The following is a 16,341-nucleotide window of genomic DNA, read 5'->3' as shown; positions in this document are numbered from 1 at the left end:
CGCCGCTTGAACAATACAAAAACCCGCCATCCGGCGGGTTTTTTATTTTGATGAGATTCTCAAGCAATCTGCTTCACTTTCTTTATCTCAATGCTCTCAAGCTTGCCTTCTATCGATTTGACAAACTCTTTGAAGTGCGCAGTTTTATTATGTTTTTCCAATGCTTCGTCAGATTCCCAGCGCTCGAAAAACACAAAAGAACCTGGTTTATCGCTTTCGGCATGGAGATCATATTGCAGATTTCCTTGCTCCTCACGGCTGGGTTCTATCACTTGATAAACCGCAGCTTTAACCGCAGCAGTAAATTCAGGTTTTGCCACTAAACTGGCGATGACACGGACTTCCATAGTTATTCTCCCATGTTATACATTCAATTAGCGTATTTGATGGCTAATTAATCGCTCACCCTGTCGGGCAAATTTTACCCCGAGCCCCTCTATAAGATGCCCTTTTTACATTGTTTTCAACTTAACCCTAACAATCAGATGCATCCTGAGCACTTTCCGCTTATCCTTAGACCCCGCCAGAAACAGCATAAAAACCCCGATATCTCATCATGACTGCGGAGCCCGTTGAATGACTGCACAATCTAACACCCTGAAAATTCGCCGCCCAGATGACTGGCATATTCACTTACGTGATGACGAAATGCTCAGTACCGTGCTGCCCTATACTTCCGAGGTGTTCGCCCGGGCCATCGTTATGCCAAATCTGACGCCACCGATTACCACAGTCGATAGCGCGATTGCTTACCGGGAACGTATTTTAGCGGCCACACCGGCGGGCCATAAATTCACGCCATTAATGACGTGCTACCTGACTAATACACTGAAAGCGAGTGAACTGACGCGTGGTTTTACAGAAGGCGTATTTACCGCAGCCAAGTTATACCCTGCCAACGCCACCACCAACTCAACGCACGGTGTATCAGATATTCCGGCAATTTATCCTCTGTTTGAACAAATGCAGAAGATCGGCATGCCATTGTTGATCCACGGTGAAGTGACGGATGCAGCAGTCGATATTTTTGATCGTGAAGCGCGTTTTATTGATCAAATTCTGGAACCGATTCGCCTTAATTTTCCTGAATTAAAGATTGTCTTTGAGCATATTACCACCAAAGACGCTGCCGATTATGTGCTGGCAGGCAATCGTTTCCTTGGGGCTACCATTACTCCACAGCACTTGATGTTTAATCGCAATCATATGTTGGTGGGTGGGATTCGCCCTCACCTGTTCTGCTTACCCATACTGAAACGTGGTACTCACCAAGCGGCATTGCGCCAAGCGGTGGCCAGCGGTTCTGAGCGTTTCTTCCTTGGAACTGACTCTGCACCTCATGCCAAACATCGTAAAGAGTCTTCTTGCGGCTGTGCCGGTGTCTTCAATGCACCATCTGCGTTACCGGCTTACGCCACCGTGTTTGAAGAGATGCATGCATTGCAACATTTGGAAGCTTTCTGTTCCTTAAATGGCCCACGCTTCTATAACCTGCCTGTTAACGAAGATTTTGTTGAGTTGGTTCGGACTCCGTTCCAACAACCAGAAGAAATCCCATTGGGAAATGAATCAATTATTCCTTTCCTCGCTGGCCAAACTATCAATTGGTCAGTAAAAGCCTAATAATTTTCACTGTGGGGAAGCGCCCTTCTCTACAGTAAAATTTTTTATCTCTGCTAGTTGCGGCCTGAATATTTATACTGTATAAATAAACAGTATAAATATTCGGAGGGCCAAATATGCGTGTTGAAGTCAGTATTGATAAAAGAAACCCATTACCCGCAGGTGCTATCGAAGCGCTAACTCATGAATTGAGTAAACGACTGAATACCAAATTTCCGGACACCAGTACCGCCGTACAAGTGCGCTATGCGGGTGCTAATAATCTGTCTGTTTTAGGCGGAGCCAAAACAGATAAAGATCTAATCTCTGAAATATTACAAGAAATATGGGAAAGCGCTGACGATTGGTTTGATGCAGAGTAACCCACAGTAATGCTGTTTTGCCGGGGAGTCGCTCCTCGGCTTTTTTATATACATATTTAAACTGCGCATTGTTATTTTCTTCTTGTCACTTTCCTCGTCGCTTAATTAATCATCAGAAAATAAATAATTTGTAAAGATCTGTGGATAATCTCCAAATTTAGCGGCGGTTGCGTATACTAAAAAAGCTCACTCAGTATTGAGCCGCATTGATCCTCGTTAGTCACTCCAGTCAGTAACTACTATATAAGGGGTCTTTATGGACAGAAATGATGAAGTTATCCAGACTCACCCGCTCGTAGGTTGGGATATCAGCACTGTAGATGCATATGACGCGATGATGATACGTCTTCATTACCTGTCTTCCATGGATCAACCGCCAGAAGATGCACTCGTTGATAGAACACTCTGGCTGACGACTGATGTTGCACGCCAATTAATAAATATCTTAGAAGCAGGCATTGCTAAAATTGAGTCATCAGAATATCAAGATTTGGATTATCGTAAGCATTAATTCTTTATGCCAGTTCATTTTCAGCGTTGTAAAAAGGCACCCGTGAATATCACTTGGTGCCTTTTTATTAACCGCTTCCACCCTAATATGGCTAACATCCCTTTTTCTCCTCTAAGTCCCGTGTTATTACTATCGTTTTAATTTTTATCGCTCGTTGCTAGCTTTCATTTTAATATCTCTGTTCAATGCCACGATAAAGATATGCGGCAAATCAGAGAGTGCTAAATAAGGCCTGCAGTGATATTCCCCAAGGTGGAAAATATGGACTACGATTTGATTGTCATTGGTAGCGGCTCTGTTGGCTCTGCCGCAGGTTACTACGCCTCACAAGCCGGTTTAAAGGTGTTGATGATTGACAGTGCAATGCCACCACATCAAACGGGAAGTCACCATGGCGATACCAGAATCATTCGCCATGCTTATGGTGAAGGCGAGAAATATGTTCCCTTAGTATTACGCGCCCAAGCCTTGTGGAATCAACTGTCGTCCCAAACAGGTGAAAAGTTATTCCAGGACTGTGGCGTGCTCAATTTGGGGCCAGATGATTCGCTTTTCCTGCAAAATGCCCAACACAGCGCCCAACAATATAATTTGCCAGTAGAAACCTTAAGTGCAACACAGGTGCGTGAAAAGTGGCCAGTGTTTACCGTGCCGGACAATTATATTGGTGTGTTCGAACCGCAAGCGGGTTTTCTGCGTTCTGAATTAGCCATAAAAACCCTGATCAAAGCCGTGACTGACGCCGGTTGTGGCATTCTCTTCAACTGCCCTGTCACTGCGATTGAGCCGTTAGATGACGGTGTCGATGTCGTGACCATAGATGGCACCTACAGTGCCCGTAAAGTGGTTGTTACCGCTGGGACTTGGGTCAAAGAGCTGCTACCAGAGTTGCCGGTGACAGCAGTGCGCAAAGTCTTTTCCTGGCATCATGCCGATGGTCGCTACAGTGAAAATAACCATTTCCCAGCATTCACCGTCGAAACTCCGGATAATATCCACTATTACGGTTTCCCTTCACAAAATGATGAGCTAAAACTCGGTAAGCACAATGGTGGACAACCCATTGAATCTGCCGCGCAGCGGAAACCTTTCGGCAGTTATGCCGAAGATGGCACTGAAGTTTTTGGCTTTTTACGCAATTTTTTACCTGGCGTTGGCGTCTGCCTCCGTGGAGCCGCCTGCAGTTATGATATGAGCCCTGATGAAGATTTCATCATCGATACCTTACCTGATAACCCCAATATCATGGTGGTAACTGGCTTAAGTGGTCATGGCTTTAAATTTGCCACTGCTCTGGGTGAAGTCGCAGCGCTATTTGCACAAGACAAAGCCTCGCCTATTGATATTTCAGCATTTTCCTTGTCTCGCTTTGCGAGTTTGTAGTATCAGTACGCACAAATTATTCTCATGACGCCTGCCGATGACCATTTCTATTTCAAATGAGTCATCGGTATTTTATTCAATTTGCTGACATTTTCTTTTTAGTGTGAAATACTGCTATTCAAATTATTATCAGGTAGTTTATTCGTTATATCCGCAAAAAAACCTCGTAAATCCCGAATTGACGTCTTAGTCGTCAGGGGATTACCTTATCCTTGTATGCAGTCAGGTATGGTTGCTGTTAGACAAGGATGTATGTCACATGAAAATATTAATTATCGACGAATGCTTTTATACCCGTTCTGGGGTAAATACTTATTTAAATAACGCTATATCTCTTAATTTAATGGATGTGCCTACCGTTGCCCAGGCAACATTGGCTATTCACGATTTTAATCCTGAGATAATAATTGTTAATCTTACGCAATATTGTCGATTCGGTGGACATTGCCCTTTATTAGAGAAATTTATCAGTTGCTGTAGTAGTGCAAAGGTTTATATTTATCTGGATGCATCATACCCATTTAGTGAAACACCTATTCCTCTTACTGATTCAGTCTCAATCCTGGCTAAAAGGCATTTGCCTGAGCTATTAAAAATGTTATCTGGCTCTTCAGATGATATCGGTGAAGAACTCCCATCATGCTCCTCATCACTGTTCAGCCCGCAAGAACATAAAGTCATGTGTTATTGGATGACAGAAATGCCTAATTATCGTATCGCTAGAAAGTTGAATATTAGCGACAGCACAGTTTACTCACACAAACGTCATATCACCGAGAAAATAAAAGTCAGAAATCGTCTGGAACTGTGTTTTATTTATAACGTCTTTAAGTATTTATACTGAGGTTATTTATATAACCAAGTCGTCTTCTATAAAAAACATGACAGAATTAATTGATAAATGACCTTGGCGAGTGAATGTAGCTAACCCCCTGCAATTTCAGGTTCGAAGAGTATATAATGGGGGATAATTTTAGCCGCAGGCAGTCGCATGTTAAATAAATTGCTCTCAATGGTTATCAATAATGTGCGGGAGCATCTGGTGCTCTATATCTGCTTATGGCTGATTCTGCTAGCACTAGATATTTATTTCTTTTTCTATTAATTCAGGCTTCCAACATCTTACTTATTTTCAGTCAGGGCCAGCAGATATCCATCTATCTGTGGCCCTTTTCGGCTTAAGCTCGCATTATCAGCTAACTTTATCCGACTCGATTTTAGCCGGTTTACCATCACTCAGTAACACCGCAAATTTATAACCGGCAGGCGTTAACTCAAGTGCAATCTTGACAATAATAGTCAAAGGTACTGAAAGCAACATACCTACCGGCCCCAATAGCCATCCCCAGAAAATTAACGATAGGAACACCACCAGCGTTGATAAACCTAAACCCCGCCCCATCATCCGTGGGTCAATGATGTTACCGCCAATCAAGTTAATGAGAATATAACCGCAGGTAACGGCAAACGCATCGGCAAAACCGTTAAAGAGTAAGGCTTGAATGATGGGCGGAATGGCGGCTAATACTGACCCGATATTGGGAATGTAATTCAAAACGAAAGCCAGTAACCCCCACAGGAAAGCAAACCTCACCCCCATCGCCGCCAGGAATAACCAAATAACAATCCCTGTTGCAATGCTAATAATGGTCTTAATGACCAGATAATGTGTCACGCCATTCAGTGCGCGTTTGAGAATCGCATTGCCTTTTTCTGGATTATCAAACATCAACTGCATTTTATAAGGCAGGCGTTCCACTTCAAATAACATAAAGACCACGGTCATTAGCAGCAAGAACGTGCTAGCCATAGCACCAGACAAGTGGCTAAGCAGGCGGGTAATAAAGTTCATGGCGGTACTGGGATCGACATGCTTCATAATGTCATCCACCGAGAACTCAATATTAAAGCGCATTGAGAATTCTTGCAGATCGCGCATTTTCTCCAGCATCATGCCGCGATATTGCGGTAATGAGCGGGCAAATTCATTGAGTGAAGAACCTAAGCGACTAAAGAGTAATGCCATCAGTAATACAATAATGGTGACTAATAAGACAATCGCCAATGTTCGGGGGATTTTTATTCTCTGTAATAATTTAACCAAAGGGTTCAATACGATAGCGAGGAAGATCGCCAATAAAAACGGCACTACAATAGGTGATGCGGCCTTAATTCCAGCCATAATCACTACCAGCATTGCCAACATTGCAACTAACCGTAAACCTTGGTTACTTACCACAGGTGTTGTCATTATCAATCCTTGTATTGGAACCGCCACCGCTCAAAATGGCAAAAAAAAGACGCTACCGGATAAAATAACCGACAACGTCTTATTTTAATAGCACAGCCAGCAGGTTAAGTGATGTATTTCCTTTCAACCTCAAGTTGCAGCAGTGTTAGCTGCAATACCGATAACTTTAGGTATGATTATTTCTTGTCTGTGCTGTTATCTGGCACTGGAATATGCATTGTTGTTTGTAGCAATCCCTTCGACTTATTAAAAATCTTAATGCCATTTTCGCGCCCTGCCCGGCGAGAACGTTGTTCTTCCTGCGGCAGCTGCAATTCTTCCTGGCAAATCTCGCTACAACAACCTTCGAATTTTGCCGCACAACTTGGGCACTGAATAAACAGTAAGTGGCAACCATCATTCTTACAGTTAGTGTGTGTATCACATGCCGTTCCACACTGATGGCAATGCGCAATCACATCCTCAGAGATCCGCTCGCCCATCCGCTCATCAAACACAAAGTTTTTACCGATAAATTTCAGCGGCAACCCCTGTTCTTTGGCTTTACGGGCATATTCAATAATCCCGCCTTCAACGTGATAGACGTTTTTGAAGCCATTATGCAGCATATAAGCACTGGCTTTTTCGCAGCGAATCCCGCCGGTGCAATACATAACAATATTCTTATCTTTGTCATGTTGGAGCATATCGACCGCCATAGGCAGTTGCTCGCGGAAGGTATCTGATGGCACTTCTATCGCGTTTTCGAAATGACCCACTTCGTATTCATAGTGATTACGCATGTCGACAAATAGGGTATCAGGGTCATCAATCATCTGATTAACCTGATCGGCCTTCAAATAGTGCCCGATATTGCTGGGATCGAAACTGTCATCATCGATACCATCAGCCACAATACGTTCGCGAACCTTCATGCGCAGCACCCAAAATGACTTACCGTCATCTTCATGAGCAACATTTAGCCGTACTTGGTTCAACGCCGGATGTGAAGCAAACAGCGCGACTTTAAATTCGTCATAGCGATTAGCGGGTACGCTAATTTGTGCATTAATCCCCTCTTTTGCCACATAAACCCGGCCAAAAACACCGAGCTTAACAAATTGGCTATAGAGGTTATCGCGGAAGGCTTTTGCATCTTCCAACGTGAAATATTTATAAAAAGAAACTGTGGTACGCGGTTCGGTTTCAGCCAACATGCGCGCTTTAAGTTCCTCATTAGAAATTCGGTTATGTAACACTGGCATGGTGTACGTTCCTGTTTTTCAGAGAGGTTACTGATAATAGTTTATTACTGCTCAATGGGTTACGTAACTACGTAAACAGCTAACCACGGTAAATCATCGCGCAATAGAACTGATATTCTGGCACCGGTCACCCCGTGCGGCACATATAATACCCGAAACATCGCCATCACACATCTTTAGCGTTTTTTGCCATAGAGCAAAACTTGACGCCAACGGTAATTACCGATATTCCTGTTTTATTCCTTTCAGCGCTAATGAGTAAAATAATGCGCGCGATTTGTTATGGTCTTGCCGCTTCGTTGTTTTTTGCTTTTACTTTTATTCTTAATCGCGCCATGGATCTCGGTGGGGGGAGCTGGGTTTGGAGCGCCGCACTGCGTTTTATTTTTATGGCCCCCATGTTGTTGTTATTGGTATTGCTGCGCGGCCAGCTAGTACAAAGTCTGCACCATTTATACCAATATTGGCCGGGCTATCTGCTGTGGAGCACAGTCGGTTTCGGGCTATTCTATGCCTCACTCAGCCTGGCGGGTGCTTATGGCGAGGGCTGGCTGGTTGCCGGTTCTTGGCAAATAACCATTATTGCTGGCTCTCTGTTGATCCCACTTTTTAAGCAACCAATATCGACTCCTGCTGGCTTACAACGGGTGCGAGGGAAAATCCCCTTTAAAGACCTGCGCTGGTCACTGTTGATTCTCCTCGGCGTAGCATTAATGCAGTGGCAACATGCCCAAACACTCAGCCTACAACAAACTTTATGGTGTATTTTGCCGGTAACTTTGGCGGCATTTATGTATCCATTAGGTAATCGCAAAATGATGGATATCTGCCAAGGCGATGTGGATACCTTACAGCGGGTGCTCAATATGACCCTCGCCAGTTTACCTTTTTGGTTGTTGCTGTCGTACTACGGTTGGTCACAGACCGGTTGGCCGTCAGCGGCACAAATCAACCAATCCTTGCTGGTCGCGTTGTTCTCTGGCGTCATCGCCACTTTGCTGTTTTTTGCCGCCACCAATCTGGTTAAAAAAGATTATTCGAAACTGGCGGCGGTGGAAGCCACCCAATCCGGGGAAGTGCTGTTTGCTTTACTTGGCGAGATGCTTTGGCTGGCAGCGCCACTGCCGACGGGGTTATCGCTGTTGGGGATGGGATTAGTGATGGTAGGAATGATTGTGCACAGTATCGCGCCATTCATTGGCCGCCGGGCGGCTTTTAAAGCTCCAGTGACTATTTGCCGCGAGGAGCGCGATCAGTAAAACCGGAGGCGACAACCCCCGCCAGCAGTGCAATGGCGGCCGCAATCAGTAATGATTTGCTCTGCCAATCGGCACCGAAGTAGCCCAACAGACCGCCAAGTACCAGTAAGCTGGCACTGAGTTTCGCCACTGACATTGGCTGTTTTCCCGTAATTATTAGCATCGCTAATTTATACACTGAAAACATCCTGATTTAGAAATAATAAATCCCTCTTTAACTGCGAGGGATTTATACACACTCATGACAAAGCCACCACTCGATGCTGCCGCCCGACTAGAAATTCATGTCCATTAGCTTATCAATTGTAATTTGGCCGGTAACCCCTGCCGCACCGCCGCGCCGCTCACCCAATCCAGCCAAGTGTTAGGCACTTCGCGCGTTGGATCAGTAAAACCTAAATCATTCAAATTGGTTCCTTGACCAATGCGCGGGTCTGCCGCCATTTTTACCCCATCCAGTAAATGGGTTCTGGCCCCCATTTCACGATGTCCATAACCATGCTCAATAGCAACAACACCCGGCATTACGCCATCCAATAAACTGACCTGAACTTCCATCTGGCCCCCCGGTGTCATCAGTTGCACCACATCACCGTGTTGTATCCCATAGCGGCGGGCATCAGACGGATTAATCGCCACCAAATTGGTCGCTTTAACCGCCCGTAAGCGCTCAATCATCGCGGTAGAGCTGCTCATCAGATGGGATTTAAACGACATCAAGCGCAGTGGCCAGTCCGTCGCCGGGTAATGTTCAAACACATCCGAGCCATCAGCCAGACGAGGAGGATACCAAGTCGGGCAGCCGCTATAGCGCTCACCGGTAATGGCATGATGATGTTTCGCTACATTCTCATTCCAGATTTGCAGGGGTTTTTTCCATTGCGGGCCGGTGGCATCGCCATTCCAACTTTTCTCGTAAGGAGCAAAGCGCCCGCCACGCGCCAACAAATACGCCACTCGGCGCTGCTCATCAGCTTGTAAACTCTGTTGCAAAGCGGGCCATAAACGATCCACACCGGTTAGCCGCAGTTCATCATCTACTGCTGGTGGCAGTGGTTTTTCACCACCATAAGCAATATTCGCCGCCGCCCGTAAGTAATAATCTTCTGCCCGATCCAGCGACAAATAATTACCTTGGTTGTCTTGCATCGCATTGGCACCAAAGCCCGGTAATTGCAGGGCTTTGGCCACCGCAATCAAGAAGCTTTCCATTGCCACCGGCTCGCCCTGCGCAGTGCGAGCAGTGCGCGACTCGACCACCGGCCACCGGGCAGTACTGGCTTTTACCAACACTCCGGCCCAAGGTGCACTGAATCCCCAGCTCTCGAAATTGTGGGTATCCGGCACGATATAATCCGCCAAGGCGGTGGTTTCATTCATAAAAGCATCAATGGCGATAAACAGCGGTAACTGACGCGGATCTTGCAGTTTTTCCTCAATCAGATTGCGCAAACCCGCGACCCCATACAGCGGGTTGGTCATATGGCTTATCCAAGCTTTCAAGGGATAAGGATAACCTGCCAGTGCCGGAGCTAGCTGTTCAGTTAATTGCCCGCCGACAAAGGGATACCACGGCCCACGAGCCGGATAACCCGGCTGGCCTTGCTGAATTTTTTGCTGATACTCTTCTGATTTTTCATAAGGTTGCTTGCTGCGCGATAGCGGTAAACCTTTTGGCTTCACCATGCCGGTGAAGGTTGCCAGTTGGTAGCGCGGCCCATCAGCAAAACCATCAAATTTGCCGCCACCGACCGACACCCCCCCTTTCAGGTTTAGGTTGCCAATCATCGCATTCAGCATCATGACGGCCCAAGTGGTATAAAAACCATTGCCGCCCATCATGCCGCCATGAGAAATCACCGCCGCCTGACGCTGATAAGCTGTGAACTCGCGCGCCAAGCCGATAATCGTGGTTTCCGGCACGCCGCATTGCTGACTGTATTGCGCCAGTGAAAAGCGGGCGGCAGCTTGCTGGAGGCATGCCATACCCGATTGCACATTAACACTTTGCCCATCATGCAAAGTGACTTGCCGCGTGACGAACAGCTCCGCTTGTAGTGCTTGTGCCGCCGGTTGTAAGGTGCCATCAGTCGCTTGGACTAATATCGGGCTTTCTTCTCCCTCGGCCACTGGCTCGCCACTTAGCTGGCTAGCCCGCAGAAACTGCCCTGCCAATGGATGCGTTTCGGTGGTGATAACCAAGTGGCTGGCATTGGTCCAACTGCGTTCACCAGCCGCTTGCATTGCGGCCTCTCCGGGCAGCGCCAGATAGCTGCGATTAAAGCGATTTTGTTCGATAATCCAGTGGAGCATCCCCATCGCCAGCGCCGCATCGGTGCCGGGCAGTACTGGCACCCAGCGGTTATGCTGATTAGCCAAGGTGGTGGTGAGCGGCAAGGCGGGCGCGACGACCACATAGTTAAAGTCATCGCGTTGGCGGGCATTGGCTAGCTGACGCCCTTGGCGTTTAAATGGGTTACCCGATTGCGCCGGTGAGGTGCCCAAAAACAGCGCAAAACGCACGTTATCCCAATCGGGCTTAACATGGGCATTTTTGTCTAAATCCCCCATCAGCGCGCCAGAACCGGCACGATAAGCCAGCCCACAATAGGCACCGTGGCTGCCCAGGTTTTTAGTGCCAAATGCCTGGTTAGCAAAGCGCTGGATAAAAGCATCGCGCCCATCATCACCGGCATTGGTCACCAGCAACTGATTCGCTTTCGGCCCGAGCGACGGCTGCTTCGCATCAATGGGGGTGACTAAATCACGGATCGCCCGCAGCCCCTCAACCGGCCCCTCGCCGAATAGATCACCGCCGTCAGTGACCTCGGCCACTAATTGTTCAAAACTAATACGCTGCCATTGGCCACTGCCCCGTGGCCCAACCCGCTTCATCGGCTTAGTGATGCGATACGGACTATCGACCCCCTCCAGCAAAGTCGCGCCTCTGGCACAGGCGGTTGAACGCCCGGCCAGACCTTGCTCGCCGCCCAACCGTTGCAGCGCCTCACTCAGAGGTAACTGATAAGGGAAATGGTGGTCATGAGATAAGGGATGATAAGGGTTGCCAGCGATGCGCAAGATTTTATTCTGTTGGGTATCAACACGCACTCGCAAGCCACACAGAGTCCAGCAGCCGAAACACTGAGTCATCGAAACCGCCTGTTGCGGATTGGCCTGCCACTGTTGCCCCACCCTCCCTTCGAGCGGCAAAGCATTGGCACTGATAGGGTCAAGAGTGAGCTTTCCCGCACTGCCATCCATCAGCCCGGCCAATGTTTTTCGTGCCACGGCATGATAGCTGGCACCAAATGCCACCACGCCCCCCAAGGCCAGACTGCCTTTTAACCATTGACGCCGTGTGGACTTAGCCATGATGTATTTCCCCTTCAGCTCGGTTTGCGCCTGATACTTTTTGCTCAAGCCATCTGACACTTTCACGGATAGCAATGATTGCTGCTACCCATAATCCGAAAGTGCCGATAATTGCCAGCAATCCTTCACTGCCGAGCGGCAGGGAATAAGGATTAGCTAACACGTTGTATTTAGGCAATGTTTGCGTTTGCATCAGCAGCAACCACCGCACCGACCAGCATAATGTCAAGGCGACTACGACCTGTATCGCCACCACGAAGACCGGTAATCTCTTATTCCACATCAATAAGGCCAGCCCGAACAGTGCCAACCACAACATGAGTGGGAATGCGGCGGTGAGCGGGGACTGAACCGCCCACTGACGTAAAGCTTGCGCTGAAGGATTATCACCACTGGCCCACAGCAGAGTAACCAGCGCCAGTAGCGCTAAGTTTGCGAATTGCCAACCGGCCAGTGATGGTTGATATTGCGGCGCCCGCCATAACCACATTGCCAACAAGGGCGGGATGGACTGACAAGCAGTCAGGAAAATAAACAGCGGTAGCCACCAACTGAACCACAGCGGCTGGGCGCGTAATACCGATACCTCGCGGCCGGTATAAAGCAAAATACTGATAGCAGAAAGTGCACCAAGCAGCGCTAATCCACTGAGTAACCGCGGCAAAGGTTTTGCTTTCAGTCGGCTATAAATCAGTGCCAGAAAATAACCCACGACACAAAGACTAAACAGCGGCAAAAAGAGGGAACCCCATGACATCCACGACCACGGAGTAAAGTGCACGTAAAAATGCCAGACGCGCGCGGGTTGATGCAGGTCCGCATTAAGTGCCAATGGCGCCACCACCACCGCAGTGACGGCCAGCATCAGCGCGGCGAACTCCAGTTGACTTTGTTGCGCGGATAAGACCCCCCGGCGCGCCAGCATCCGCTGCCCACCGGCAAATAATACCGCCCCACATGCCAAGCCAATAAAGAAGAAATACTGCACCGCCCACGGCAACCAGGCGATATCTTGTGGCCGAGCTAAAATTTCGCGGATCATAGGTGGACCTCCTGCCAGAGTGCGGGCTGGCCCTGTAATGGGCGCGTAAATACCTCGTCTAATCCGAGATAAAATACCTGCGGATGAGTACCTTGTTCCGGTTTCAACACTTTGATGTCAACGGCATGCTCTAACAGCATTTTACGTAATGTGCTGTTGCCATCACGTAAGTCCCCAATAATTCGCGCCCCACCGACGCAGGACTCCACACAGGCAGGCAATAGCCCGGCATCAAGACGATGAACACAAAAAGTGCATTTATCGGCAGTTTGAGTGCTGTGGTTGATAAAGCGCGCTTCATAAGGGCAGGCCTGCACACAATAGGCACACCCCACGCAGCGGGTATTATCGATAACCACAATGCCATCTTGCCGCTGATAAGTGGCTTGCACCGGGCAAACCGGCACGCAAGGCGGGTTGTCACAGTGATTGCACAGGCGAGGTAGCAATACGTTAGTCACACTTTCAGCACCCGATAATGCAATCTGATACTGATTGACCGTGGTGCGGAACTGGCCCTGTGGCAGTTGGTTTTCAATGGCGCAACTGACAGTACAGGCTTGGCAGCCAATGCAGCGGCGCAAATCAATCAACATGGCATAACGCCGTTTGATATCACCGTGTTTTCGTATCGGCTCCATCTGCCAGCCAGCATCTGCCAGTGGTACCAGCGCAGCTCCGGCGGTTAATACGCCCAGTCGCTGTAGAAATGCTCTTTTCCCTTGGTCCATTTTTCTTCTCATCTTTCTAATAAGAATCTTCTTGGTAAAGGGATTGTAGAAATTGATAAACAGAAGCCCTATTGTGGTTTTCCACATTCCCTTTAGGGACTTGATCCAGGACAATTGCGCACCGCGATCGGGATCATAAAAAGGAACATGCATGAACTTCAGAGTACTGGCGATAATGCTGTGGTTGTGTGTTTCTACCGCTGATGCCCGAGATTGGACGATTGGTGTTTTGGCATTACGCGGGGATGCGCAGGCGCAAGCCCATTGGCAACCGCTGGTCGACAGTCTGAATCAACAATTACCGGAGCAGCATTTTCAGTTATTGCCACTGGATTTATCGGCGATGAAAAGCGCCGTGGAGCAGAACCAAATTGATTTTCTGCTCACCAACCCGGCGCAGTATGTACAGATTGATAATCACTATCCCCTGCGCTGGCTGGTTTCTTTACGTTCCAGCCATGAACCGGATGGCACCAGCCGTAATGTGATTGGCAGTGTCATTCTGGTGCGTGCAGACAGCGACATTCATTCGCCACAGGCTCTTGTCGGTAAGCGCGTCGGTGCCGTTTCCCCCGAGGCCTTTGGCGGTTATTTATTGGGATACAAAGCGTTACGCGATGTAGGGCTGCAACCCGAGCAGGATTTTAAGTTACATTTCACCGGCTTCCCGGTTGATGCTTTGATTTATCTCCTGCGCGACCGCGCAATTTCCGCTGCCATCGTTCCTACTTGCTTGTTGGAAGATATGCAAGCCGAGGGGCTAGTCCATGCAAGCGACTTTCGGCCATTGCTGGCAAAACAGCCAGCTATCCCCTGTATTACCAGCACCGAACTGTACCCTAATTGGTCATTTGCCGCGCTCGCGCAGGTTCCTGATCAGCTCGCCGATAATGTAACGCGGATTTTGCTTAACCCCGCGAACAGCCAAGCCCCACAGTGGGGAGCGCCCTCGTCCACCAGTCAGGTAGAAAGTCTATTGCGCGCGGTGAACCAACACCCGCAACAGCCGCATTTTTGGCAGCAAGTTCTCGACTGGGCGCAACAACATCGGCTACTGATCGCCGTTATCACTCTGGTTTTACTGCTACTGGGAGCCAATCATATTTGGGTCGCTTTTTTGGTGCGCCGCCGCAGCCGCCAATTAGAGCAACTACACCAGCAACTACGTATCAGAGAAAGTGCGCTGGAACAGGCTCAGCGCCTGAGTATTCTCGGTGAAATGGCCTCGGGATTTGCGCATGAACTGAATCAACCGCTCAGTGCCATTCAGCACTATGCCGATGGCTGCGCCATTCGCCTGCAAAGGGAACAAGCCGGTCATCCATTGCTGCCGATTCTGGCGCAAATTAGCCAACAGGCCCAGCGCGGCGCCGACACCATTGCCAACCTGCGCCTATGGGCAGGAAAAACACCGGCGCAATCGCCAGCAACTCAAAGCATCACGGCAAACCAGCCGCTGCACGAACTGCTGCCGCATCTGTGGCAGTTATTGGGGGCTGAGCAGCACCAGCCACCTTGCCAGTTGCATACCGATATCCAACCACACATAAAGCTGAAGTTACCTCCGACACTGCTGGATCAGGTTTTGTGTAATCTGATAACCAACAGTTTGCAGGCCGGTGCCCGCCAGTTGTGGTTTAGTGCTCATCAACAAGCCGACGGGACGATACTGACCTTGCAAGATGATGCTGGCGGTTTAACCGCTGAACAACTCAGCCAACCCTTTACGCCGTTTCGCTCCACCAAGCGTGATGGCCTCGGCCTGGGATTGGTTATTTGCCAACGACTGATAAGCAGTCAGGGCGGAAATCTATCGCTACGTAACCCTATTGCTCCCAATGGTAATATCGGGCTGCAAGTGACACTGACCTTTCCCCTTAACCCAAGCAAGGAGCTGACTTTTGTCTCTGATTCATCTGGTTGATGACGATATTGCCGTCACTGATGCCTGCCGTTTTTTACTGGAAAGCCTGGGCTACAAAGTAAAGGTGTGGCATGACGGCGAACAATTTCTCGCTCAAGCTGACTTACATCAGTCCGACGTATTATTGCTGGATATTCGCATGCCATTACTTGATGGCACACAGGTTTATGCCCGGATGCGCCAGTTAAACAGCACACTAGCGGTGATCTTCCTCACCGCACATGGCGAGGTGCCGCAAGCAGTGGAACAGATGAAGCTGGGGGCGGTCGATTTCTTGCAAAAACCGGTTGCCACTGCGCCATTGATGGCGGCGTTGCAGCAAGGATTGCGGCAATCGGAGCTACTGATGAGCCGTTGGCAAGTACAACAGCGCTATGCCTTGCTGACCCCCAGGGAACAGATGATTGCTCAATGGGTTATGCAGGGATTGATTAATCGCGATATCGCCGACAAAGCTTGTGTCTCCGTCAGAACAGTAGAAGTCCACCGCGCGAAAGTGATGGAAAAAATGGCGGTCAGCAGTTTAGCGGAACTGGTCAGCATCCTTAATCCGATAAAATAGCCACATTACCGTTGGCTAATTAACCATCAAATATGTGATTTCGCTGACGAAAATTTCTGTAAAAAAGCATAAAA

At 48.5% G+C, this 16,341-nt stretch carries 16 protein-coding genes; 9 read left to right on the top strand and 7 right to left on the bottom strand.

The genetic code is table 11. From position 1 onward, the window contains the following. Window positions 1–59: 59 nt before the first annotated feature. A complete protein-coding gene (locus N0H69_RS11830; protein ID WP_050109049.1) occupies window positions 60–347 on the bottom strand; it encodes a putative quinol monooxygenase in 288 nt (95 codons plus the stop codon). 229 nt (window positions 348–576) lie between these two features. Here N0H69_RS11830 and pyrC point away from each other — a divergent pair, with 229 nt between their 5' ends. The 6 genes from pyrC to N0H69_RS11800 all read left to right on the top strand — a co-directional run bounded on the left by pyrC (window position 577) and on the right by N0H69_RS11800 (window position 4,984). Further along, window positions 577–1,623, top strand: coding sequence for a dihydroorotase (gene pyrC / locus N0H69_RS11825; RefSeq protein ID WP_050121066.1), 1,047 nt, complete (start codon window positions 577–579; stop codon window positions 1,621–1,623). Window positions 1,624–1,739: 116 nt separating this feature from the next. Continuing rightward, on the top strand, window positions 1,740–1,985 hold the full coding sequence (gene dinI, locus N0H69_RS11820) for a DNA damage-inducible protein I (protein WP_050109047.1): 246 nt from the start codon (window positions 1,740–1,742) through the stop codon (window positions 1,983–1,985). 256 nt (window positions 1,986–2,241) lie between these two features. After that, entirely contained in the window at window positions 2,242–2,496 is a 255-nt protein-coding gene (bssS, locus tag N0H69_RS11815) for a biofilm formation regulator BssS (RefSeq protein ID WP_050109046.1), read from the top strand. 261 nt (window positions 2,497–2,757) lie between these two features. Continuing rightward, entirely contained in the window at window positions 2,758–3,879 is a 1,122-nt protein-coding gene (solA, locus tag N0H69_RS11810) for an N-methyl-L-tryptophan oxidase (protein ID WP_050109045.1), read from the top strand. A gap of 259 nt (window positions 3,880–4,138) precedes the next feature. Continuing rightward, window positions 4,139–4,723: a LuxR C-terminal-related transcriptional regulator gene (locus N0H69_RS11805; protein WP_050135482.1), complete on the top strand. Its 585-nt coding sequence runs from the start codon at window positions 4,139–4,141 to the stop codon at window positions 4,721–4,723. 147 nt (window positions 4,724–4,870) lie between these two features. Continuing rightward, on the top strand, window positions 4,871–4,984 hold the full coding sequence (locus N0H69_RS11800) for a DUF2770 family protein (protein WP_072077479.1): 114 nt from the start codon (window positions 4,871–4,873) through the stop codon (window positions 4,982–4,984). An 87-nt stretch (window positions 4,985–5,071) separates the two neighbouring features. Here the strand turns inward: N0H69_RS11800 and N0H69_RS11795 are convergent, their stop codons facing one another. After that, on the bottom strand, window positions 5,072–6,130 hold the full coding sequence (locus N0H69_RS11795; protein WP_050121063.1) for an AI-2E family transporter: 1,059 nt from the start codon (window positions 6,128–6,130) through the stop codon (window positions 5,072–5,074). 176 nt (window positions 6,131–6,306) lie between these two features. After that, window positions 6,307–7,374, bottom strand: a complete 1,068-nt coding sequence (trhO, locus tag N0H69_RS11790) for an oxygen-dependent tRNA uridine(34) hydroxylase TrhO (protein ID WP_050151083.1) — start codon at window positions 7,372–7,374, stop codon at window positions 6,307–6,309. Window positions 7,375–7,640: 266 nt separating this feature from the next. Between trhO and N0H69_RS11785 the strand changes: the two genes are divergently transcribed. Beyond that, window positions 7,641–8,633: a DMT family transporter gene (locus tag N0H69_RS11785; protein WP_050151082.1), complete on the top strand. Its 993-nt coding sequence runs from the start codon at window positions 7,641–7,643 to the stop codon at window positions 8,631–8,633. Here the strand turns inward: N0H69_RS11785 and N0H69_RS11780 are convergent. From N0H69_RS11780 to ttrB, 4 genes are all read right to left on the bottom strand, one after another. Next, window positions 8,605–8,769, bottom strand: coding sequence for a hypothetical protein (locus N0H69_RS11780; protein WP_172665423.1), 165 nt, complete (start codon window positions 8,767–8,769; stop codon window positions 8,605–8,607). The genes N0H69_RS11785 and N0H69_RS11780 overlap by 29 nt on opposite strands. A gap of 155 nt (window positions 8,770–8,924) precedes the next feature. After that, the gene (ttrA, locus tag N0H69_RS11775) at window positions 8,925–12,008 is read right to left on the bottom strand and encodes a tetrathionate reductase subunit TtrA (RefSeq protein WP_050151081.1); all 3,084 of its coding nucleotides are present in this window, start codon (window positions 12,006–12,008) and stop codon (window positions 8,925–8,927) included. After that, on the bottom strand, window positions 12,001–13,050 hold the full coding sequence (ttrC, locus tag N0H69_RS11770; protein WP_050151080.1) for a tetrathionate reductase subunit TtrC: 1,050 nt from the start codon (window positions 13,048–13,050) through the stop codon (window positions 12,001–12,003). The genes ttrA and ttrC overlap by 8 nt, the downstream gene beginning before the upstream one ends. Then, window positions 13,047–13,781, bottom strand: a complete 735-nt coding sequence (gene ttrB, locus N0H69_RS11765; RefSeq protein ID WP_050109037.1) for a tetrathionate reductase subunit TtrB — start codon at window positions 13,779–13,781, stop codon at window positions 13,047–13,049. The genes ttrC and ttrB overlap by 4 nt, the downstream gene beginning before the upstream one ends. Window positions 13,782–13,932: 151 nt before the next feature. Between ttrB and ttrS the strand changes: the two genes are divergently transcribed. Together ttrS and ttrR are read left to right on the top strand one after the other, a co-directional pair. Further along, complete coding sequence (gene ttrS, locus N0H69_RS11760; protein ID WP_050151079.1) at window positions 13,933–15,705, top strand: tetrathionate respiration histidine kinase TtrS; 1,773 nt, start codon at window positions 13,933–13,935, stop codon at window positions 15,703–15,705. Next, window positions 15,683–16,267, top strand: coding sequence for a tetrathionate respiration response regulator TtrR (gene ttrR, locus N0H69_RS11755; protein WP_050151078.1), 585 nt, complete (start codon window positions 15,683–15,685; stop codon window positions 16,265–16,267). Before ttrS ends, ttrR begins: the two co-directional genes overlap by 23 nt. Window positions 16,268–16,341 lie beyond the last annotated feature (74 nt).

The sequence above is a fragment of the Yersinia alsatica genome, assembly GCF_025133195.1.
GTDB lineage: Bacteria > Pseudomonadota > Gammaproteobacteria > Enterobacterales > Enterobacteriaceae > Yersinia > Yersinia alsatica.
The sequence above is the reverse complement of the archived record's forward strand: the minus strand, read 5'-3'. Positions and strand labels throughout refer to the sequence as shown.